Below are 23,219 nucleotides of genomic sequence, written 5' to 3'. Positions count from 1 at the left end.
ACCTAAATCATAATACGATATGAAACATGTCATCTGGAACTCACTTTTGCAACTGCTTCGGTATCCTTTCATGTCCGGTGTTCATCATTTAGTTTATAAGTTATAAACGATCATGCGAATGGATGCCACATACTTTGACTATCTTATTATATAGCTCAATAGGATTAAATGGTTTACCGATGACATCATTGGCTCCAGCTTCAAAGGCTGCTTTTTGCTCGTGTTCCAGTACAGAAGCTGATATCGTAATGATGGGCATTGTGCGTTGATATTCAATGTGATTGGTACGAATCTGCCTGATCGCTTCAAATCCACTCATAATGGGCATATGCGCATCCATCAATACGACATCGTAATCGGAAGTTTCTAGCGCTTCTAGGGCTAGACGGCCATTCTTTACAATGGTCACATCACAGTTCCACGTCTTTAACATATGGGAGAGTATAAAACTGTTTAGGTCGTTGTCTTCTGCAATTAGTATTTTAAGATCGTTTAGTTTTGAAAGCTGGGTGTAAGCTAGGTTTTCCTGGGTTTCGTTGGCTTCTGTATGAGATATTTCCTCCATTTCTGTGATGAAAGAGAATTGTGACCCTCGTCCATACTCGCTTTCGGCATGTACGGTACCACCTAATAGATTGGCCAATCTTTTGACAATAGCCAGGCCGAGACCCGTGCCGCCAAATTTTTTTGTGATACCATCGTCTCCCTGCTCAAAGGCTTGGAATATCTTTTCTACGACCTCAGGCTTGATGCCTATACCTGAATCTTTGACCGTAAATTTGATCTCTACACGGTTGTCTTGTTGTGCTAACTTTGTGGCGCTGAGTGTTATCTCGCCGGTATCTGTAAATTTGAGACTGTTAGAAATAAAGTTGGAAATGATCTGCTGTAGTCTTAATGAATCAAACCTCACATATTTGGGAAGGGTTGAATCTATGTCGACCCTAAAGTCGATCTTTTTGTTGAGTGCTTTGAAACGGAAAAACTTTTCGGTGTCCAACAAAAGGTTTTCGAGGTTAAATTCTTCAAACTCTATCTTGAGCTTTCCAGAATCAATCTTGGAAATGTCGAGGATATCATTGATAATGAGAAGCAGAGAATCGGATGCCATTTCCAAACGATGTAGCCAGTCCTGGTGTTCACTGTTTAGATCGGCACTTTTGAGCATTTGTATGATGCCTACTATTCCGTTGATTGGGGTACGTATTTCATGACTCATATTGGCCAGGAATATCTCTTTGGATTTTCGTGCAGCTTCGGCTTCTTCGTGCGCCTGCATCAAGGCTTTGCGTGAAAGCTCCAATTCCTGGTTTTTATGTATGATCTCTTCCTGTATATGTATCTGCTGAACAAAGGACTTGACCTTGGCAATGGTGATCTCAGGATTCAGCGGTTTGTATAAGTAGTCTACAGCACCGCTTTTAAGTCCACGGATCAGGAATTTATCTTCTTTGGAAATAGCCGTAACCATAATGGCTACAATGTGGCTTGTCTTGGGATTTGATTTCAGCAGGGAGACAAATTCAAAACCGTTTATTTCGGGCATCTGTACATCTACCAATACGATGGAAATATCATTTTTCCAACAGATTTTTAATGCTTCGTTCGGATCTGTAGAGCAAATGATGTTTATGTCCTCTATTTCAGACAACAGCGCTTGAAGACTGATCAGGTTTTCTTCTTTGTCATCCAGTATTAAAAGGTTAATGCTTTTCATTTCTGTAAGATTGATCAAGGTTTCTGAAAAAATCTATTATTGCTGCCTTTGACAATATTTTTGCATTTGGGTTGATCTCTAAGGCATATTTTGGCATCGTATCTATCGCAGCTTCCTCGGGATCCTGCACAAATATCTTTCCCCCGTTTGCGTCGATAGACATCAGTCCTTTACCTCCGTCCGTATTGGCGCCTGATAATAAGAATGCCATGCAGTTTTTGCCATAGATTTCAGCAGTCGTTTCGAAAAGTACATCGATAGAGGGTCTGGAATAGTTGACAGGTTCGGAGGAGTCCAGTGAAAAGGTCATATCTGGTTCTATCAAGAGGTGATAACCCGGTGGAGCAAAATAAATATTATTGTTGTGTATTTCTGTTTTATCTACGACGGATATGACATTTCTTTCCAAACGTCTCGAAAGCGATGCTTCGATCTGTGTGTCGAAATTAGGATTTCTGTGTATTACGACACAGATAGCCGATGAAATCTTGCGAGGCAATACATGGAGGATGTCCAAAATAAGGTTGTAAGATCCTGCCGAACCACCGATCAATATAATTTTCTGCGCTGAGGGGGTCATCTTATTTTCTGAAATATATTATACGTTTTGTCTATCACCTTAAAGTTGTCTTTGATAGGGTGTCCGAATAGGCTCTCTTTCGTTCCTAAGCACAAAAAACCGAAAAGATTTAGTGACTCGTAAAATAGGTTCAATACGCGCTCCTGCAATTTTTTATCAAAATATATCATCACATTGCGGCACGATATGAACTGGAATTCGTTAAAGACATTGTCGGAAACTAAGTTATGCATAGAAAACAGAACTTTTGATCGGAATTCATTGTTGATAATAGCTGCATCGTACATCGCGGTATAATGATTGGATAGTGATGATAGTGCATATACCTTGTTGAAATTCTCGGTATATTTTTTTATGTTTTTTATCGAATAGACACCTTTTTTTGCAATATCGAGTGTGTGTTGGTTGATGTCCGTACCATAGATGAATGATCTGTCGAGCATATTCTCTTTGTGGAGAAGTATAGCCAACGAATACGCTTCTTCCCCGGTTGCGCATCCGGCGCTCCATAGACGCACCTGTGGAAAGGTTTTCAGATAGGGAATCACCTTTTCCCGAATGGCCTCAAAAAAAGATGGATCTCGGAACATTTCGGTGACATTTACAGAAATTTCTTGCATGAAGTAGGAGGTGAATCTGTCAATGTTGAGGATAGCATTCTTGAGATCTACCAGATCCATTGTTTCCATGGCCATCACTCTTTCGACCCTTCTTTTCAGTGACGACCTGGAATATCCGGACAAATCAAAATCAGAGGACATCTTAAGCAGGTAGATAATGTCTTCCAATTGATCAAAGCTAATGGTTTTGTGCTGGTCTAACTGAGCCATATCTGCATCAATGAAGTGAGCTTTTCTATGTCGACGGGTTTGCTGACATAATCATTTGCCCCGATCTGTAGAGATTTTTCTTTATCGCCTTTCATGGCCTTAGCAGTCACGGCCAATATGGGTAGATTTTTGTAGCGTATGTTGCTCCTGATTTTTTTGATTGCTTCCAATCCATCCATTTCGGGCATCATGATATCCATGAGTACGATGTCGATTTTGTGGCCACGTTCTTCGATGATCTTTAAAGCTTCTAAGCCGTTGTTGGCTATCTCAATATGCATGTTATAAGCCTGTAAGGATGTGGATAGTGCAAAGACATTGCGCATATCATCGTCGGCTATCAAGACCGTCTTTCCTTCGAGGTTATTATCTTTGTTCTGAAGGTTGATCTTCTTTAAATCTTTGAATGGTGCGTACGATATATCGTTGATCTTATTTAGGAATAATTTGACCTCGTCAATAAGTCTGTCGTTGGATTTATCCGATTTGAGTATGGTCGCCTTGGCGTAAGAAAGTATTTTTTCGTGCTGTTCTTTAGAGATTTCGGCAGCGGTATTGATGATAATGGGAATATCGTTGGATGTGGGATCTTCTCTGATTTTTTCGATAAATTCTATTCCGCTGCCATCCGGTAAGATGAGATCCAGGATAATGCAGTCGATATTAGGTTCTTCCTTGATCTTATGTAGGCCAGACTCGATTGTGAAAGCTTGTATCACATTGATCTCATGCTCTGAAAAAGTGTTTTTTATAAAGTCGCTTTGAAGTTCCTGATCTTCAATGAGCAGTATTTTCTTTACATATTTGCTGAGGTTGAGATTGATGTTTTCAAAAGTTTTTTGAATCGCCTGTTCATTGACGGGCTTGTGCATGAAACCAATAGCTCCTCTTTCCAGAAATTCTTTCTTCGGAAATGAAGCGGCAGACATCATGTGTATGGGAATATGTTTTGTCTTTGTATCCGATTTCAGTGCGTCGAGTACTTCCCATCCGTCCGATATGGGCAGCATGACATCCAGTATGATAGCATCGGGGATACGGTCTTGGGCCAGTTTTATGCCTTTCGCCCCGTCATGGGCCAGCTGTACGCTGAAGCCGTAGTTTTCTGCAAATCCTTTGAGGATGTCGGCGAAATTGATATCGTCTTCAATGATGAGTATTTCTCTGTTTTTGTCGGTTTGAATAGTTGTGGTTTTAATCTCAATAGCATCTGAGGAGGTGTTTTTTGTCGTTTTGTCTTCCTGTTTTTGGGTTACTGTGCTTGTCGAAGTGGTCTGTTCGACTTTGAGCTCGGTAGGGATGATCAGCGTGAATGTGCTGCCCTTGTCCAGCTCGCTGTCCAATTGGATATTTCCCTGGAGCAAACCAGCTATCTCGCGGCTGATGGAAAGCCCTAAACCAGTTCCACCGTATTTTCGGTTTGTTGAACCGTCTTCTTGTCGAAAAGCCTCGAATATAATATCTTGCTTTTCTTTGGATATTCCTTTGCCCGTATCTTTTACTTCAAAATGAATGCGTTGATCTTTTTCGAATATGGAGAGTGACACTTTACCTTGTTTCCCCGTAAACTTGAACGCATTTGACAGAAAGTTTTTAAGAACTTGCTGAATTCTATATTCGTCTGATATGATTTGCTGCGGGGATTTAGGATCGATATGTACATTGAACTCAATCTCCTTGTCCTTGGCGAGTTCTCTAAAAAGCTCTTCCGTCTCTTGTGCAAATTCGCGGAGCTGGATGGCTTCGGGGTTCAATTCTATTTTTCCAGATTCTATTTTTGCGAGATCTAGCAGGTCATTGATCAGAGACAGTAGGTCGGTGCCGGCACCATGTATGACTTTTGCAAATTTTACTTGTTCCGGGGTTAGATTTTGGCTTTTGTTGTCGCTCAGTAATTTGGCTAAAATAAGAATACTGTTTAAGGGGGTCCTTAATTCATGACTCATATTCGCCATGAATTCGGACTTATACCTACTGGCTTGTTCTACTTCTTGTATTTTTTGTTCCACGATACTTTGAGCCTCATTGAGTTCTATGTTTCGTCTTTCCAGTTCTTTGGCTTTTTCATTCAGTTCGATGTTTGTTTGAGTGAGCTCTTCTTGCTGAACACGAAGCTCTTCCTCGGAAGATTCCAATAAGTGGGTTTTGTGGATAAGCTCTTCGTTAGTGATACGCAGCTCTTCTTGTTGAGCCTCCATTTCTTCGGTCTGGTGCTGTGTCTCTTCAAGTAGTTGCTCTACGAGGATATGACTTTGCCCAAATCGGATGGAAGTTGCTATATTGCGGCAGGCTCTTTGCAGAAATATGTCGTATTTTTCTATGTTCTCTCCGTTAGGATCATCTTTCAGTGACAGTTCTATGAGCCCCAGGCAATGACCTTCGTGGACAAGAGGACATAAGTATACTGCGGCCGGCAATTGGTCGATAAGCGAAGTCTCGGATTTGAGCAGTGTATGGTCATCTACCGGTATCCTAACCATTTTTTTATCTTCCACTATCTTGCCCAGATACCCTTCTCCATGGTGGAATATGGATAGCTCTTTTCGAGGGAGAATGCCGCTAAAAGACTGGAGGTGAAATTCGTATGAATCCATCTTACGGACATACATGGTGGAGGCAATGACTGGTAATAATTCGTTGAACTTGCTAATGACAATCCGACTGATCGTACTTTCGTCGTCTATACCATTGAGCTCTTCGTTTAGACGTGTGACATTTTGGAGTGCCCAATTGGTGTTCTCGATTTTCTGTGATGCAAGCTGAAAGTCGGTATGGGCCTGTTTGAGTTCCCGTCTAGACCTACGGACGTATTGTAGCGCATGGTACACACTGAAAAAAGTATATATGATGATGCCTAAGGCCACGACGATAGCCGCAGTCGTGGCTTTTTGGGCCCATAGGATATCCTCTCTGCTTTCGGTTAGTTTTGTCTGTCGAGCAGACAGTATTTCGTCTACGAGGCGGTCAAGCATAGCTTTTGCTTGAGTCTGCTCGCGAAGGAGGGTTAGTGCGACTTCTTCCCTTGGAATATCCTTTATGTTTTCGTTAAACCGATGCGTATCGATGATTTCTAAAGATATATCGTTCAGTTTTTTAAGTTCGGTTTGGATTGCCACACTATTCGAAGTGATGCTATAGTTTTCTAGATCGATTAAGGATTTCCTTATTTCATCTGTCGCAGGAAAGAGCGGTAATGCACTAAGATACTCTTTTGAGGAAAGGTAATCCGTTTTATATTGAATGACCCTAAATAATTCGGATTCCAACTGGTTTGCGTGGGAGGTTTGTTGCAGTGTATGGGCAATGATTTCTTCGTTCTTTTGCAAGAATCTGGACAGCTGAATAAAAAAATAAACACTAGAACTGATGATGATCAACGTTGCGAAGCCTATGCTTGCAAAGAGTTGAAGTTCCAATTTTTTTCTCTTGTTCATCGAGTTTATGTACGATTAATATTGTTCAAAAATCAATTATAAAGCATTTTCTTTTAAGGGTTTGTTGGCGACCATAAACCTGCAAAGCAAATACTTCTATTCAAGGAATAAGGTAGAAAAATGCTTTTCTAATCAAAATTTTTTTTAAAAGGTGGATGTCTATTATTCGGTTTGTGGGCCGAAATAAATACTTTTTGTTAAAAGTATTTAAAAAATAATCTATTTGCAAATATAGTTATACATACGAATTGTGATCAATTTTTGTGACCAAATATGTTCAAAAAACAAAATATATTGATATATTTAGGGAAATTTAATTAACACATCATATATGACTCAGGAAATTACGCTCATTATGTCGATTGTAGGCGGTGTTATAGCCCTATTTTTATTGTTTTACTTACTGCCTGTAAATCTTTGGTTTACCGCCCAGCTGTCCAATGTGCGGATCAGCTTGCTGAATCTGGTGCTGATGCGGCTGCGGAAAGTGTCGCCGGCTTTGGTGACAAATGCAATGATCACATCCACAAAAGCGGGATTACGCATCACGACGAATGAGATCGAAACACACTATCTTGCCGGAGGTAATGTCAATAAAGTGATCAAAGCACTTATTTCGGCAGACAAGGCCAATATTCCCTTGGATTTCAAATTGGCGACGGCTATTGATTTGGCCGGTAGGGATGTTTTTGATGCGGTTCAGCTTTCGGTCAATCCCCAGGTCATCAATACACCTCCTGTAGCAGCAGTTGCGAAAGATGGTATTCAGCTTATTGCGAAAGCCAGAGTAACCGTACGGGCTAATATCAATCAATTGGTGGGTGGTGCAGGCGAGGAAACGATCTTAGCACGGGTAGGCGAAGGGATTGTGACGACGATAGGTTCTTCTCAAGATCATAAGCAGGTGTTGGAAAATCCGGATCGTATATCGAAGACCGTTTTGTCTAAGGGTTTGGATTCGGGGACGGCATTTGAAATATTGTCCATCGATATCGCGGATATCGATATCGGTGAAAACGTGGGGGCTAAATTGCAGACCGATCAAGCCGAAGCAGATTTGAAAGTCGCTAATGCACGGGCAGAAGAAAGAAGAGCGATGGCTGTTGCTACCGAGCAGGAGATGAGAGCGAAGGCACAGGAAGCGAAGGCTAAAGTGATCGAAGCGGAAGCCCAAGTGCCTTTGGCGATGGCCGAAGCCTTTCGTAGCGGAAATCTGGGTGTAATGGACTATTACAAGATGCAGAATATACAGGCTGATACAGATATGCGTTCGTCCATTTCCAACCCCAAAGGGAATAAGGATAAGCAATAACGGGTGAGTTAACTTTTCCAAAGTTTTAAATTTTGGAAAAGTTAAAAAACCGCTTTGGTAATAAAAATTTTATATTAAAAAATACGTTTACACATCTTTTTATCGTTACATTTGTGTAAATGAAAAAGTTTTTCATCCTCATACTCAGTCTGTGCTACACGATGGTGTCTATAGGTGCTACCTTTCAGATACACCGTTGTGCTGGACATATATTGTGGTCTGTTTCTAGTGAAAAACTGACTCATGATGCCTGTCCGCTGTGTGGGCATTCGGAAAAGGATATTACTTCTAAAAGCAAAGATTGTCACAGTGGAGACTGTGCGGACATGGAATTTAAGTTTGACCAATTAACGGACAAGCTTTTTTCCTTTAGCAAAGATAATGGACTGTCGCTTAGTCCTGCCGTTGTTGTCATTCCCTGGATACAGGAAATTTTTTCATTTGCTGTATCTTCCCAAGATTCTACCCTTGAGACCGTCGTTTTGGCTTATGCCGATTCTTCCCCTCCGGTCTATCTGACAAATTGTATTTTCAGAATTTAGGATTTTTATACTTATCCCTTTCGCAAGTTTAGCGTAGCGTAACTTGTGAGTGAAAATAGTCTAAGTTTTCAACTTAGTTAAATACTCACAAGTTACACAAAGCAAAATCCCTTTTCTCAAGATTTTACTTTGTTAAACTTGCGAGAGAGAAGTTGAGAACTTTTCCAACGTTCCAAACCTTGGAAAAGCTAACTGCTTTTGCTGTATAAAAAACTAAAGAAGAAAAATGAAAAAGACAATTTATATACTAAGTTTTACCCTGTTTATTTTAGGATTATACCCTAGCGCATACGCGCAGACGGATAGTACGGCCACATTTGCGGTGGCCGGAAATTGTGGTATGTGTAAGAAAAGAATCGAAACAGCAGCACAGATCGACGGTGTGGAATCGGCTGTTTGGGATTTGAAGACACACCGGCTTACGGTGAAATATAACGCAGAAAAAGCTAAATTGACAACTATACAACAATCTGTTGCCAAGGCGGGTCATGATACGCCTTTATTTAGAGCGCCGGACGATGTGTATGAGAAGTTGCACGAATGTTGTCTGTATGATAGATTGGGTGACGAACACGGTAGTCATGAAGGTCACGAACATGGTGCTGACAAAAAAGGAAAGCCTGCCGATGAAGACCACCATGATCACGAGCATATCATTACGGGAGTCGTCGTCAACGAGAATACAAAAGGAGATCTGACACCCATTACCGGAGTCAATGTCAAATGGTTGGAAGGTCCGACACGGCAAGAGGTGACCAATGAAAATGGCGTCTTTAAAATCAAACATGAAAAAGACAATAAGCATTTGATCTTCTCTTTCGCAGGTATGCAGCCCGACACTATTGAAGTAAAAAATCTACATGAAGTATTGGTCGTACATGCGCAGGACAATGTATTGTCAGAAGTCGTGGTTTCCAGAAGAAAGAAATCCAACTACATCAACGCATTGACACCTAATCGGGTGGAAGTATTGACTGCACGGGAATTGTTCAAGGCCGCATGTTGCGATCTGAGCGAAAGTTTTGAAACGAATGTTTCGGTCGATGTCGTTAGCAACGATGCGGTCACGGGTAGTAAACAGATTCAGATGCTTGGGCTGAGTGGTATCTATACCCAATTGACGGTAGAGAACCTGCCGGGACCTAGGGGTTTTGCTACGCCGTTGGGTCTCAACAGTATTGCGGGTACATGGATTCAGTCCATTGAGATCAGCAAGGGGATAGGTTCGGTGGCCAATGGATTTGAGAATATGGCTGGACAGATCAATGTAGAATTGAAAAAGCCACAAAATTCGGAAAAGCTGTTTTTCAATGCGTATGCCAACAATATGGGGCGTACGGATGTCAATCTCAATCTGGCGCACAAAATCAACGAAGACTGGTCGGTTGGATTTTTGCTGCATGATAACTTCATGTACAACAAAAACATGAACTTCAGTCACAATGGCTTTCGGGATATTCCCGTTGGTAACCTTTTCTCCGGTGTAAATAGGTGGAATTATGAGAATGGAAAAGGAACGATCATACAGTTTGGTGTCAAATATCTTAAAGACGACCGAACAGGTGGACAGACTGATTTCAACAAGAATACAGACCGCTTGACGACGAATAGATATGGGATAGGCTTTGACAACCAACGGATAGAAGGGTTTGCGAAGATTGGTTATGTCTTTCCGGAGAACAGGTTAAGGAGTATTGGTCTGCAGTTGATGGCATCCAATTACAAACAGGATAGTTACTTTGGGCAGAAGACGTATGTCGGTGACCAAACGAGCGGATACGCCAATTTGATTTTCCAGGATGTGTTGGGGTCGGTAGCCCATAAGTATAAATTGGGGGCTTCTGTGAGTTATGACGATTACCAAGAAGACGTTGAAGGTTATAATTATGACCGCAAAGAGGTTGTGCCAGGTGCTTTTGCAGAATATACGTTCAGTCCATCCGAAAAATTTGATGCTGTCTTAGGGATTAGACAGGATTATAATTCGTTGTATGGATGGTTTACGACACCTCGTGCGGTGTTGCGTTATGCACCGGTTGCCGGAACAACCTTTCGTCTGAGTTCGGGACGTGGGCAACGTACGGCCAATATCTTTGCCGAAAATATCAGTATCCTTGCTTCGAGCAGAAACATTGATTTTGCCCACTATGCCAATACTGCGGTTGCCTACGGCTTACGACCGGAGGTTTCTTGGAACACAGGGATTACGTTTGACCAGGATTTTCAATTGTTTGGTCGAGAGTCGGGCATATCCTTGGAATTGTTTCATAGCAATTTTCAAAATCAAGTGGTCATTGATTACGAAGACCCTACGGCCGTTTCTTTCTATAACCTGGATGGAAAATCTTTTTCGAACAGTTTGCAGGCGGAATTCCGCTTTATGCCGGCAAGGCATTTTGAGGCCAGGATGGCTTATCGTATGTTGGATGTGCAAACGGATTACAGCAGCGGACGCTTGCAGAAACCTTTGACGGCCAAGCATAGGGGTTTTATGAACTTAGCATACAACCTGCATAGTGGATGGAGCTTTGATTACACACTGAATGTGGTAGGGGACAAGCGGCTTCCGTCTACGGCCAGCAATCCTGCACCTTACCAATTGCCGGAATATTCCAAGGCTTACGTGACGATGAATGCGCAGATCAGCAAGACGTTGGGTAAGGCCAAAAACTTTGATATTTATGTAGGTGGCGAGAATTTGACAAATTATTATCAAAAAGATCCGATCTTGGCATTTGATGATCCTTTTGGACCTCATTTTGACACCAATCTGCTTTGGGGACCTTTGACCGGACGTATGTTTTATACCGGAGTGAGGTATCATATTAAATAGTAAATGATGAGCATATGCTCATCATTTACTATTTAATAACTTTTTAAGTTCGCGATACAGGCGTTGCGTGGGCAACCCCATTACATTTTCAAAACTGCCTTCCAATCTATCGATGCCGATACGGCCTATCCATTCTTGGATGCCATAGGCACCTGCTTTGTCGTAAGGACAGTATTTGGTGATGTAATATTGGATTTCGTCGGTAGTAAGATTCGAGAATTTCACTTTAGTGGTTTCGGCAAATGAAATATCTTGCCCTTGGTAACGCAATGCTACTCCCGTAATGACGAGGTGTTCTTTGCCGCAGAGGCTGGCTATCATTTGGAATGCTTCTTTTTCATCATTCGGCTTGCCCAGTGATATCCCTGTCGGAGAAACAACAATCGTATCCGATGTAATGATCAGATTACCAGTATATTTTTCTCCACCAAACGCGGCTAACTTTGTCAATGCAATATTCTTAGCGATATCGTCCGGGGGTAAATCTAGGTTTATTTTTTCATCCACAGGCTTGACCTCTACGGCAAAGCCTATATCCATCGAGGCGAGGAGTTCTTTACGTCGAGGAGATTGCGAGCCTAGTATAATAGAAATGTTTTTGAGTTTGTCTAAGAGCATTTTTTAAATACTTTTGATATGTGTGTCGGGTTGCCACAGCCCTTGGAGCTTTAAGATTTTTTCCAGGATTTCCCGTACGATACCTTCTCCTCCTTTTCTTGTCGATACATAATGGCTTATCGCCTTGATTTCTTCGGCAGCGTCTGCGGGACAGACTGTTACACCGACCTGTTGCATGCAAGTCAGATCAGGCAGGTCATCCCCGATAAATAGACATTCTTGGTTTTGAAAGCCATATTTGTTTCGCAGATCTTCCAATACCGCTATTTTGTCAGAAACCCCGAAGTGTATTTCCTTTACACCGAGCGCTTCAAAACGTTTCTGCACGCCCAGTGATTTACCTCCGGTAATGATACAGATCTGTAGCCCTGCTTTGATGGCATATTGGATGGCATATCCGTCCTTTATGTTAAAGGTACGCAACTGTTCTCCCGTTTCGGTTACCAAAATACGACCGTCGGTCAATACGCCATCGACATCGAGAAAAACATACTTGATATTTTTTAATGTAGTCAAAAACATAATTGTCACAAACTTAGATAAAATGGCCGGTAATTCACGAATGTTGAAGGGTCCTTACTCAAAATTGCCAAAAATTTATTTGTTGCAACAACAAATTTCATCGCTTTGTCACAAATTAGTTGTTATCACAACTTTTCCTATCCAAACCCTTGACAGAGGACGAATGTTGACGTAAATTTGTATCAACAATTCAGCGGAAGAAATTCAGAAGTAGAATTGTTGCACATAAAGTAGTCTTTTCATAATTTAGGTTTATAATTGGTTAGTAACAAGCCTTGGCGCCCATCGCCAAGGTTTTGTTTTTTAGTAGGGGCGCAATGCATTGCGCCTCTACTAAAATTTCAATTCTAACCTTACGTTTTCAGCATCCTTTCCCTGTATCCAGATAGGGCCTTTTTGGAGAATATCGATAAGGATGGCATTGATCTCCTTGTTGTCGGAGTAGATAACTTGGATTTGTTCCGGTTTACCTTTGTGGTCGATCTTAAATTCGAATTGGAAATGCCCGGAGGTAATGCCTTTTGTAGACAATGTCTGCCCTAGGTAATCATCAAATGCTTTCCAACCTTTGATGGGGCGGCTTGCTGTTGTGGATTTCGACTTTTGATTGTCAGCCACCTTGCCAAATGTGACGGCAGGAGCAGATTCCGTCATGTTGTTATCCTTCTTTTCTTTTGATAGACTACTGTCGGCAGATTTTACATTGGCCAGATAGGTATAATTGTGGTCGGTAATATCTATATCTTTACGCTTATTTTCAGCGAGCTCCGATACCTCTGTTTGCTCTTGGGCTTGTTGGCTGAGCGCTTGATTTAACATCATACTGGTCTGTGGATCGATGTTCATGTTGTTCAACCTTGCCCTCACCTGTTCGGGACTGTTTGTATGTATTTTTTGTTCCACTTTTGCTTGGGCATGCTGGCTTTTTAAGCTTTGCACCATGGCTATGTCGGTACGCCCCAAACTGTCTTTTTTAGGAGCTTTGTAGGATAGGCTTATATCTTCCACTGTAGGGTTTGTCGTGTCATCGGTTGCCATCTCCACTAAACGTATCTCTTCTAGTGTGCCCGGTTTGTGTGTATCCACGGCAGCAAGGTCAAGTTTTCTCGAATTATCCTTGGGCAATATAGACAGATCGGATGAGCGGGCGGCTATTCGTTGTTCGGTATTGTCCATTTCTATATGTGCCGTATCCTTGTTAGGAAAAGGTTTATTTAAAACCCTCTCTTTCTGGATATCCGATTCGGTTTGAGGGGTGTTTTCGGTAACATCTTCCTCCGCTTTAGGTGCGATCACTTGATTTTCGATCTTCGATTCCCCCTGCGGTTGATAAGCTATTGTATCAGAGTTGTCTTGATCCTGTTGCGATAAGAAAATATAAGCGGTAATACCGATGGCGAGCAAGACAGAAGCTGCAATAGACCATTTAGCCCAAGGGAAAGATTTAACGGGGTGCGCCGGTGAAGTTTGTGAAGTACGCTCTTTTATCCTGCGATGGATTTCTTCGATATTGTCGGAGAGGTGGTGGCTCTTTTCGAATTCCATGCCCATGATGATATCCATAAGCATCTCGTTCTGCTGAGCGGCATGCTCTAGCTCAAACATCTCCCGGGGAGATAGTTCACCGTTGACATAACGGCGGATATATGCTATGTCCGTATATTGCTTATTCATCGTTCTTCTCCATACAGTTTTTCAAATTTCGCTTTCCATTCTGGATATAGCTCTTTACTTCCTTCAAGCTATAGCCTGTCATTTCGACGATTTCTTTATAACATTTTTCTCGAAGGAAAAACAGATCAATGCTCGTTTTTTGCTTTTCGGGCAACCGCTCTATACACCTCTCCATCAAGACAAAACGTTCTTCCTTATCTGCATAGCTTTCCTCGGGATGCAATTTTAGGGGCGATTCCACAAATTCATCAAAAGAAATTTCCACACCGTTCTTACGGGAGCGTATATCCATCAGGCAATGGTTTTTGCTGACGACATACAACCACTTTGGAAAATCCTTGATGTGTTGTTTGTTGACCTTGTGTACGAGTTCCTCGAAAATCTGCATGACGGCATCCTTGCTTTTTTCTTCTTCCTTGAAATAACGCAGACAGACGTAGTACACCATTTCCGCATGACGGCTATACAGTTCGCCCAAGACCTCCAAATCGTTGGTCTGAAAATAGCGCTGCAGTAGCATGCTATCTCCCTCATCTGTGGTATGGACAGCTGTAAACAGTTTCATAATGCAGGCTCAAAATAATTTTTTTTTCTGATTTATGGAAATTTTGATTTTGCTGCATCCGTTGGACAAATTGATAAATACGATTATTATGAAAGCAATATTGTCCTCTCTGATCCTGTCACTGGCCATAGTGGTCGGTATACAGGCCAAAACGATTACAGGTACTGTCACGGATAAAACCGATGGAACACCCCTTGCCGGTGTTCAGGTCAAGAATGGAAACGCCCATAGTGTGCAGACCAATGCACATGGAAAATATGCTGTCCAGGCCCAGAGCGGGGATGAATTGACCTTCAGCTATTTGGGTTATGATGTGTATACAATAAAGGTTGGCAAAAATTCTGTGGTAAATGTAAAGATGACCAAAACTGCTATGGCACTTGAAGAAGTTGTCGTTATAGGATATGGGGAAATACGAAAAGAAAATGTGGCGGGTTCTCCTGTTCGTGTGCATGATGGATTGCAGGGTAGGGTGGCCGGCGTGCAAGCTACCAACAGCTACCGTGAAAAACGTGCTCCTATACTGATTCGAGGAGTAGCCCACATACCGGCCAATACCGAAAGTTATGCTTCCATTACGGAAAACAAGTTTACGAATCCGCTGAAAGAACCGTTGTCTACATTTGCGGCGGACGTGGACGGAGCTTCATACAGTAATGTGAAGCGGTTTGTCAAAGGCGGAAATCTTCCTCCCGAAGATGCGGTACGTATCGAAGAGATGATCAATTATTTTCAATATGACCTCGAAGAACCACAACAGGGAGAGCCGGTGCGTATCAAGACCGAATTGACCCATTCCCCGTGGAACAGGCAACACCAACTGTTGCGTATATCGCTGAAAGCGAAAGATATCCCCAAGGATAAATTGCCGGCTTCTAATTTTGTGTTTTTGATCGACATTTCGGGATCGATGTCTGCATCCAATAAGTTGCCTTTGGTCAAATCGTCCCTAAAACTATTGGTGGATCAGCTTCGGCCTTCGGATAAGGTTGCCATTGTGACCTATGCCGGCAACGCCAATGTGGCATTGGAAAGTACGTCGGGCGACAAGAAGATGAAGATCAAAGAAGTCATAGATGCACTGCACGCCGGAGGAAGTACAGCAGGGGGAGATGGGTTGAAGATGGCCTACAACATTGCCCGGAAAAACTTTATCCAGAATGGCAACAACCGTATCGTGATGGCGACGGATGGCGATTTTAACGTAGGCGCCTCCAGTGACCAAGATATGGAAAAACTCATTGTCAAAGAGCGTGAAAGCAACGTGAATATTTCGATATTGGGTTATGGCATGGGCAACTACAAAGATAGTAAGTTGGAAACTTTGGCCAATAAGGGCCGGGGCAACTATGGGTATATCAATGATATTTCGGAGGCGAGGAAAGCTGTCATTACGGAATTTGGGGGTACGATGTTTACCGTGGCCAAGGATGTCAAGATACAGGTTGAGTTCAACCCTAAATTTGTACAATCCTATCGCTTGGTGGGGTATGAAAACCGTCTGATGGCTGCGGAGGATTTCAACAATGACAACAAAGTCGGAGGAGATATGGGGGTAGGGCATATGGTAACAGCCCTGTACGAGATTGTTCCCGTAGGTGTGAAAAGCACCATTATAGGCTCGGTAGACCCATTAAAGTACCAAGAGAACAAGCAAGCTCCTATACACAATACTTCTTCCGAACTGGCCACGGTCAAGTTCCGTTATAAAGATCCCCAAGGTGATAAAAGTAAACTCCAGCAACAGGCGGTATATGCTGCTCCGTTGGCTTGGGACAAGACGAGTGAAGATTTTAAGTTTATCACTTCGGTAGCGGAATTGGGGATGTTGTTGCGCAATTCGGAGTATAAGCAAGGCGCCAGTTTTGATGACCTCATCAAGCGGGCAAAGGCAAACAAGGGTATAGATGATGAAGGATATCGGGCAGAATTTGTTCGTTTGGCTGAGGATGCCAAGGTGTTGATGAAGAGTAACGATGTAGTTCTAAAATAATCCTTTTACCTTATAAATTTAAAGTTTAGTGTTAAATTTGCAAGGTAAATGGTATTTTTACCTTGCAAATTTAAAGTTTAGTGTTAAATTTGCAAGGATGATATTTAGACAAGCAGAAGCGGAAATAAAAGAATTGTTTGGCCAGTTTCCAGCAGTAGGAATTCTTGGGCCACGGCAGATCGGCAAGACTACATTGGCCTTGCAGATTGCCGGATCCATTTCTCCCGAGCCTATATATTTGGATTTGGAATCGCCCACGGATTTGGCCAAACTAACAGAACCCGAACTGTATTTTGCTGAGCATAGTGACCGCGTGATCATTCTTGACGAAATACAACGTGTCCCCGAATTATTTGCCCCTTTGCGAAGTATCATTGACAAGCGGAAGCGCAAGGGACAAAAAAGCGGCCAGTTTATTATTCTGGGATCCGCTTCCTTGGATTTGCTCAAGCAGTCTTCCGAAAGCCTAGCCGGGAGGATAGCCTACAAAACATTGTCCGGTCTGAAACCCACTGAGCTCGAAAGTGATAACAATAACAAGTTGTGGCTCAGAGGAGGCTTTCCCGATAGCTATCTGGCTAAAGATGATATCAGCAGTTTTAACTGGAGGCAGAATTTTATCACGACTTATCTGGAAAGGGACATCCCACAGTTGGGCGTGAATATTCCGGCTTTTACCTTGCATCGGTTTTGGACGATGCTTGCGCATACACAAGGCGGTATCTTGAATTCGAGTACACTGGCCAAAGGATTGGGCAATAGCGTGCCTACTATCAATCGCTATCTGGATCTGTTGCATGATTTGTTTTTAATACGGAAATTGCAGCCTTGGGCTTCCAATGTGGGTAAAAGACTTGTGAAATCGCCCAAAGTTTACATTCGTGACAGTGGCCTTACACATGCCCTATTGCGGATCAAAGACATGGAAGAGCTATGGGGAAACCCTGTCGTGGGTGGAAGTTGGGAAGGTTTTATCGTCGAAATGTTGATTGCTGACTTGCCATCATGGGCTTCTCCCTATTTTTATCGTACATCCGCCGGAGCAGAGATAGACTTGCTTATCGATGCCGGAAACAAAAAAAGGATTGCTATAGAAATCAAAAGGTCGATGACACCTTCCGTAACCAAAGGATTTACCATCGGTTGTGATGATGTAAAAGCTACGCATCGGTATTTTGTTTATCCGGGTTATGAACGTTTTCCACTATCAAAGGAAGTTACGGCCATTCCCCTTCGGGAAATGATGGAGGAACTGTCTTTGATTTTGAAAGGTCGGTAACAGTTTTTTATAAAACCTTATAGTACTTACCTTTTACTCCTTATTTCGTTGTTGCTCCTCCCATTGTCTAGAAAAAGATTTTTCGGCAAATTCGGGTAATTCACGTTGAGTGCCCCAGGCTTTTTTGAAAAATCGCCGCATGATGAAGTTTTTGAACTTGCCTCCAAACATGTCCACAAATTTTCTTTTTCGGATGAAATAGGCAAAGCCTTTCCACATTCTTTTTTCCGGAGCGGAAGTGAGGTCTTCTTGTACGGCATCACGGCGGTTGAGCAAGAGCATTTTTTGAATGTCGATAGCGACAGGGCATACCTCCGTACATTTGCCACAGAGACTGGAGGCGTAAGAGAGGTGCTTGAATTCTTTCATACCCTGCAAATGTGGGGAGATTAACGAGCCTATAGGGCCTTGATAAGTGGTATTGTATGTATGTCCTCCAATATTTTTGTAGATGGGACAGGCGTTGAGACAGGCTCCACAACGGATGCAATAAAGACCTTGTCGCTGTTCTTTCTGTGCGAGCAAGTTGGTGCGGCCATTGTCGAGCAGGATGACGTACATTTCTTCGGGCCCATCGGTTTCATTCGGTTGTCTGGGGCCGCTGAGGATAGAGTTGTACACGGTCAAGTTTTGTCCGGTTCCATGTGAAGCCAAAAGCGGCCAAAACAAATCCAGATCCCCTAGACTTGGAATGATTTTTTCGATGCCGACAATGGCGATGTGTGTCTTTGGAAAAGTTGTCGTCAATCGAGCATTACCTTCATTTTCGGTAATCGCAATACTACCTGTATCGGCTATGAGAAAATTGGCCCCTGTAATACCAATGTCTGCTGTGGTGTATCTATGGCGTAGGTTCTTCCGAGCTTCGGCCGTTAGTTCCTCTGCACTGGCTTCGGGTGGAGTGCCGAATTTTTCGTGGAATAGCTTTGCAATATCCTCTTGGCTGAGGTGCATAGCCGGTGTGACGATATGATAAGGCTTTTGATCCAATAACTGAACGATATATTCGCCGAGGTCACTTTCAACAATTTCTATTCCTTTGTCTTGCAAAAAATGGTTTAGTTCGATCTCCTCCGTCGCCATCGACTTGGATTTAATAATGGATCTGGCGGATTGCTGTTCCGCTATTTTCCAGATTTCTTGCCTTGCTTCTTCTGCATCGTTTGCCCAAATAACTTTTCCGCCCCGCTTGGTAAAGTTAGCTTCGAATTCTACAAGGTAACGGTCCAGATTTTCTATGGTTTTCCATTTGATGGCATTGGCCTTTTTCTTGGCGTGGGCCAAGTCCAAAAATTTGCTTTTGCCTTTCTCAAATGCCGCCTCATACCGATCTATGTTGTGGGTGATGATATCCCGATGACGGAGATCAAAGGCTTTGCTCGCACTCTCTTTTAAAAATTTCTCTGCAACACGTTGGGCCATGAAGTAAATCTACTCTTTTTTCGAAAGATATGCAAAGGTCTGTTTTTTTTAAGAACAAGGACAGATTGAAAATGTATCGTAATTAATCTTAACTTTGATCAAAAATTGTCCAATAAGCACAGAAATATGAGACATATCATCTTACTTTTTATATCTCTATTGGTATGGTATACGGGATATGCACAGGATATCACATACCAAACGACCAAAGACATAAGTTATGTGGAGGTTGGAGCAACCGATTATGAACAGGAGCAATGTAAACTGGATATACATTATCCGACTTCCGGAGAGGCAAAACCTATTCTCTTGTGGTTTCATGGCGGCGGATTGACAGGAGGGAAGAAGGAAATTCCCGCTTTTTTGAAAGAGAAAGACTTGGTCGTGGTGGGTGTGGGATATCGATTTGCACCTAAGGCAAAAGTAGCCGATATCATTCGTGATGCCGCAAAGGCGACATCCTTTGTCGTCAAAAATGCTGCTCAATATCGTGGTGATACCACTAAAATATTTATTTCCGGACATTCGGCAGGAGGTTATCTGGCATTGATGTTAGCCTTGAATAAGACCTATTTGGCTAAAGAAGGGATGGATGCAGATAGGTTGACGGGTATCATTCCGTTTAGCGGGCAGACTATCACGCATTTTACTGCCCGTAAAGAAAAAGGGATTGGCGAAAAGCAACCTACAATTGATGAATTGGCACCCTTATATTGGGTGAGAAAGGATGCGCCGCCCATCATACTACTGACTGGTGATCGAGAATTGGAGATATTGGGGCGGTATGAAGAAAATGCGTATTTGAAACGTATGCTCTCTATCGCCGGGCATAAAAACAACAAACTTCTGGAGTTTCAAGGATACGGCCATGATATGGTGTATCCCGGTCTTCCGGTCTTGTTGCAGGAAATAAAACGGTTAATGAAAGAGCAGAAGTTGAAGTAATTAAAAAAGCAGTCCACAGGACTGCTTTTTTAATTACTGGCTTACGAATCTTTTACATTCAGCTTCAAACTCAATTCATCCAGCTGTGCTTTGTCGATAACGGCAGGGGCATCTATCATGACGTCGCGGCCAGAATTATTTTTCGGGAAAGCGATGAAGTCACGTATGGTTTCCTGTCCGCCTAAGATAGCGGTCAGACGATCCAGTCCGAAGGCTAGTCCACCATGTGGAGGTGCCCCATATTGGAAGGCATTCATCAAGAAACCAAATTGCTCTTGTGCCTGTTCTTCTGTGAAGCCGAGGTGCCTGAACATCAGCGCCTGTGTCTCTTTGTCATGGATACGGATAGAGCCACCACCTATTTCGTTGCCATTCAAGACAAGATCGTAAGCGTTGGCACGTACTTTACCCGGATCGGTGTCTAGCAGGTGCATGTCTTCTTTCTTCGGAGAGGTGAATGGGTGGTGCATGGCATGGAAGCGTTTGGTATCTTCGTCCCATTCCAACAATGGAAAATCGACGACCCAAAGCGGCGCAAACTCATTTGGTTTGCGCAAACCGAGCCTATTGCCCAATTCCATACGTAGAGCACTCATTTGTGTACGTGTTTTGTGTGCAGGGCCGGATAGCACAAGGATGATATCTCCTGGTTTTGCACCGGTGATTTCAGCCCATTGGGCCAAATCGCTTTGATCATAAAATTTGTCGACTGAAGATTTGAATGTACCGTCTTCTTCACATTTGCAGTAGACCATACCCAAAGCACCGACTTGTGGACGTTTGACCCAATCGATAAGCTCATCGATTTGTTTTCTCGTGTAAGTAGCTGCTCCCGGCACAGCGATGCCGATGACGAGTTCGGCATTGTTGAATACGCCAAAATCCTTATGTTGAGCCACACTGTTTAGTTCGCCAAACTCCATCCCAAAACGAATATCCGGCTTATCATTGCCATATTTGCGCATAGCTTCTTCGAAGGTCATGCGAGGAAATTTCTCCACTTCGATGTTGTGTGTTTCCTTTAACAGATGGCGTGTCAGTCCTTCGAAAACATGCAGGATGTCTTCCTGCTCGATAAAGGACATTTCACAATCGATCTGTGTAAATTCGGGTTGACGGTCAGCACGGAGATCCTCGTCACGGAAACATTTTACGATTTGGAAATATTTGTCCATACCACCTACCATCAATAATTGTTTGAATGTCTGTGGCGATTGTGGCAAAGCATAAAATTGGCCTGGATTCATGCGGGAAGGTACGATAAAGTCACGTGCACCTTCGGGGGTGGACTTGATAAGATAGGGTGTTTCGATCTCGCAGAAGTCCAATTCGGACAAGTAGTTGCGTACCTCTTGGGTAACTTTGTGGCGAAACAATAAACTGTTTTTGACGGGGTTGCGGCGGATGTCGAGATAGCGGTATTTCATGCGGATATCCTCACCTCCATCGGTCTCGTCCTCTATCGTAAATGGAGGTAAGATCGCTTCGTTCAGAACAGTCAGCTCCTTGACAAGCAGTTCGATGTCCCCTGTAGGCATATTGGAGTTTTTGGATTCGCGTTCTACGACGATTCCTTTGGCTTGAATGACAAATTCGCGCCCTAGGGATTTAGCCAATTGCATGACAGTAGATTCGGTACGCTCTTCGTCAAAAATCAACTGGGTGACACCGTATCTATCCCGTAGATCGACCCATATCATAAAGCCTTTGTCCCGGGATTTTTGTACCCAACCTGCTAGGGTTACTTCTTTATTGATGTCGGCTATACGTAGTTCGCCGCAATTGTGACTTCTGTACATTATATAAGGTAAAAAGTTAAAAGTAAAAATTAAAAAAAATCCTGCTATTAGCTGCCAATAGAAGCACAAGCGACACGCTCGCGCCCAATGTCATTAAGTTAAGGATATAACCGTTCTTTTATGTCATCCCCGAGTTTTCTCGGGGCAGGCTCTGAGGCTTGCTTAAGGATCTGTTAACTGTATCGTTTTGCAGATCCCTCCTATCGTCGGGATGACAAAAAAAACGCTTAACTTAATACTATTACGCTTGCGCTAGCGAGACCTAACGGATTATCCTGCAAAAATATCGGATTTCGGGGAGAATAACGAAAGTATTTTTTGTTATGTACTTGTACAGAAAATGTCAATTTCACAGCATTAGACGGAGTGTGCAGTTGTTGACCGTATTTGCATTCAAAGCTACCAACTTATAGTCTGACTATCAATGTTTGTATCTGAACTCCCTATACTTAGACCTGAACTCCTCATAATTGTACTCAAACTCCTCGCGCTTTTGTCCAGACTATTGGTACGTATATACGAACTCTCCATACTTGCCGTCAGGCGATTCATAGTGCTCTGTGGATTACCCGTCATGATTTAGAGGCTAGCTGTACATCTGTATAGGCGGAGTTAAGTTTTTATTATTGCTACGTAACATGCTTCTAAAGAAACTGTAATGTGATTTTATGTAGCCTTTGTTTCTCTAAAAGAAATATTACTTTGGCTTAAGTTGCTTTTTGTCCAAGAAAAAGCATATGTATACAAGGCTATATCAAGTGATAGCTATTTGACAGGAAGTGTGATTCGATTAAAAAATAGAGAAGAGCTTGAATAATCCCTATGAAGCCGTTGTAAACACAGTATAACTTGTCGTAAAGCCCATATGATTTATCAAGAACGATAATTTGTTTGACAAAAATTACGATGACTTCCATGTAAAGTACTACGAGTCTGTCTCCATGTTACGTAGCAATTTCAAGACCGAATAACCATTGGACATTTGTTTTGTGAGGCTTAAAACTTCAACGTTTCATTCCATCCCCGAACCGTATACATTTGTCGCGAGTTAGGTTATCTTTCCGCAAATAAGGTTTCTATATATAGTAAAAATAGAAACCTTGGCCTTATTTCAAATTTGCTGATTATCAATAAATACCAATTATTCCTTGTCT

Annotated in this window: 16 protein-coding genes; 6 read left to right on the top strand and 10 right to left on the bottom strand. The window is 42.5% G+C overall.

From position 1 onward, the window contains the following. Positions 1 to 100 precede the first annotated feature (100 nt). From G5B00_RS00880 to G5B00_RS00865, 4 genes are read right to left on the bottom strand one after another with little or no spacing between them, the layout of a single operon-like run. Complete coding sequence (locus G5B00_RS00880; RefSeq protein ID WP_163871358.1) at positions 101 to 1,717, bottom strand: response regulator; 1,617 nt, start codon at positions 1,715 to 1,717, stop codon at positions 101 to 103. Continuing rightward, a complete protein-coding gene (locus tag G5B00_RS00875; RefSeq protein ID WP_163871357.1) occupies positions 1,704 to 2,297 on the bottom strand; it encodes a chemotaxis protein CheB in 594 nt (197 codons plus the stop codon). The genes G5B00_RS00880 and G5B00_RS00875 overlap by 14 nt, the downstream gene beginning before the upstream one ends. Continuing rightward, on the bottom strand, positions 2,294 to 3,127 hold the full coding sequence (locus G5B00_RS00870) for a CheR family methyltransferase (RefSeq protein WP_163871356.1): 834 nt from the start codon (positions 3,125 to 3,127) through the stop codon (positions 2,294 to 2,296). The genes G5B00_RS00875 and G5B00_RS00870 overlap by 4 nt, the downstream gene beginning before the upstream one ends. Then, positions 3,115 to 6,561 (bottom strand): response regulator, encoded by a 3,447-nt coding sequence (locus G5B00_RS00865; RefSeq protein ID WP_163871355.1) that lies wholly within the window; start codon positions 6,559 to 6,561, stop codon positions 3,115 to 3,117. Before G5B00_RS00865 ends, G5B00_RS00870 begins: the two co-directional genes overlap by 13 nt. A gap of 331 nt (positions 6,562 to 6,892) precedes the next feature. On the opposite strand from G5B00_RS00865, the gene floA reads away from it, so the two are divergent. The 3 genes from floA to G5B00_RS00850 all read left to right on the top strand — a co-directional run bounded on the left by floA (position 6,893) and on the right by G5B00_RS00850 (position 11,248). Further along, positions 6,893 to 7,873 carry a flotillin-like protein FloA gene (gene floA, locus G5B00_RS00860; protein WP_163871354.1) on the top strand — a complete coding sequence of 327 codons (981 nt, stop codon included), beginning with the start codon at positions 6,893 to 6,895 and terminating at the stop codon, positions 7,871 to 7,873. 119 nt (positions 7,874 to 7,992) lie between these two features. Beyond that, complete coding sequence (locus G5B00_RS00855; RefSeq protein WP_163871353.1) at positions 7,993 to 8,415, top strand: hypothetical protein; 423 nt, start codon at positions 7,993 to 7,995, stop codon at positions 8,413 to 8,415. A gap of 226 nt (positions 8,416 to 8,641) precedes the next feature. Continuing rightward, the gene (locus G5B00_RS00850; protein WP_163871352.1) at positions 8,642 to 11,248 is read left to right on the top strand and encodes a cation transporter; all 2,607 of its coding nucleotides are present in this window, start codon (positions 8,642 to 8,644) and stop codon (positions 11,246 to 11,248) included. 21 nt (positions 11,249 to 11,269) lie between these two features. On the opposite strand, the gene G5B00_RS00845 is transcribed toward G5B00_RS00850, so the two are convergent. The 4 genes from G5B00_RS00845 to G5B00_RS00830 all read right to left on the bottom strand — a co-directional run bounded on the left by G5B00_RS00845 (position 11,270) and on the right by G5B00_RS00830 (position 14,627). Next, the gene (locus G5B00_RS00845) at positions 11,270 to 11,866 is read right to left on the bottom strand and encodes a Maf family nucleotide pyrophosphatase (protein WP_163871351.1); all 597 of its coding nucleotides are present in this window, start codon (positions 11,864 to 11,866) and stop codon (positions 11,270 to 11,272) included. 3 nt (positions 11,867 to 11,869) lie between these two features. After that, the gene (locus tag G5B00_RS00840) at positions 11,870 to 12,388 is read right to left on the bottom strand and encodes a KdsC family phosphatase (protein WP_163871350.1); all 519 of its coding nucleotides are present in this window, start codon (positions 12,386 to 12,388) and stop codon (positions 11,870 to 11,872) included. A 333-nt stretch (positions 12,389 to 12,721) separates the two neighbouring features. Beyond that, on the bottom strand, positions 12,722 to 14,062 hold the full coding sequence (locus G5B00_RS00835; protein WP_163871349.1) for a hypothetical protein: 1,341 nt from the start codon (positions 14,060 to 14,062) through the stop codon (positions 12,722 to 12,724). Next, positions 14,055 to 14,627: an RNA polymerase sigma factor gene (locus tag G5B00_RS00830; protein ID WP_163871348.1), complete on the bottom strand. Its 573-nt coding sequence runs from the start codon at positions 14,625 to 14,627 to the stop codon at positions 14,055 to 14,057. The genes G5B00_RS00835 and G5B00_RS00830 overlap by 8 nt, the downstream gene beginning before the upstream one ends. A gap of 88 nt (positions 14,628 to 14,715) precedes the next feature. Here G5B00_RS00830 and G5B00_RS00825 point away from each other — a divergent pair, with 88 nt between their 5' ends. Both G5B00_RS00825 and G5B00_RS00820 read left to right on the top strand, forming a co-directional pair. Further along, positions 14,716 to 16,620, top strand: a complete 1,905-nt coding sequence (locus G5B00_RS00825) for a vWA domain-containing protein (protein WP_163871347.1) — start codon at positions 14,716 to 14,718, stop codon at positions 16,618 to 16,620. A 97-nt stretch (positions 16,621 to 16,717) separates the two neighbouring features. Continuing rightward, complete coding sequence (locus tag G5B00_RS00820; RefSeq protein WP_163871346.1) at positions 16,718 to 17,899, top strand: ATP-binding protein; 1,182 nt, start codon at positions 16,718 to 16,720, stop codon at positions 17,897 to 17,899. A gap of 33 nt (positions 17,900 to 17,932) precedes the next feature. Here G5B00_RS00820 and G5B00_RS00815 read toward each other — a convergent pair whose 3' ends face one another. Further along, complete coding sequence (locus tag G5B00_RS00815; RefSeq protein ID WP_163871345.1) at positions 17,933 to 19,321, bottom strand: LutB/LldF family L-lactate oxidation iron-sulfur protein; 1,389 nt, start codon at positions 19,319 to 19,321, stop codon at positions 17,933 to 17,935. 126 nt (positions 19,322 to 19,447) lie between these two features. On the opposite strand from G5B00_RS00815, the gene G5B00_RS00810 reads away from it, so the two are divergent. After that, a complete protein-coding gene (locus tag G5B00_RS00810; protein ID WP_163871344.1) occupies positions 19,448 to 20,266 on the top strand; it encodes an alpha/beta hydrolase in 819 nt (272 codons plus the stop codon). 41 nt (positions 20,267 to 20,307) lie between these two features. On the opposite strand, the gene aspS is transcribed toward G5B00_RS00810, so the two are convergent. Beyond that, the gene (gene aspS / locus G5B00_RS00805; protein ID WP_163871343.1) at positions 20,308 to 22,065 is read right to left on the bottom strand and encodes an aspartate--tRNA ligase; all 1,758 of its coding nucleotides are present in this window, start codon (positions 22,063 to 22,065) and stop codon (positions 20,308 to 20,310) included. Positions 22,066 to 23,219 lie beyond the last annotated feature (1,154 nt).

This window comes from Parapedobacter sp. SGR-10, from assembly GCF_011030405.1.
Lineage (GTDB): Bacteria > Bacteroidota > Bacteroidia > Sphingobacteriales > Sphingobacteriaceae > Sphingobacterium.
The sequence above is the reverse complement of the archived record's forward strand: the minus strand, read 5'-3'. Positions and strand labels throughout refer to the sequence as shown.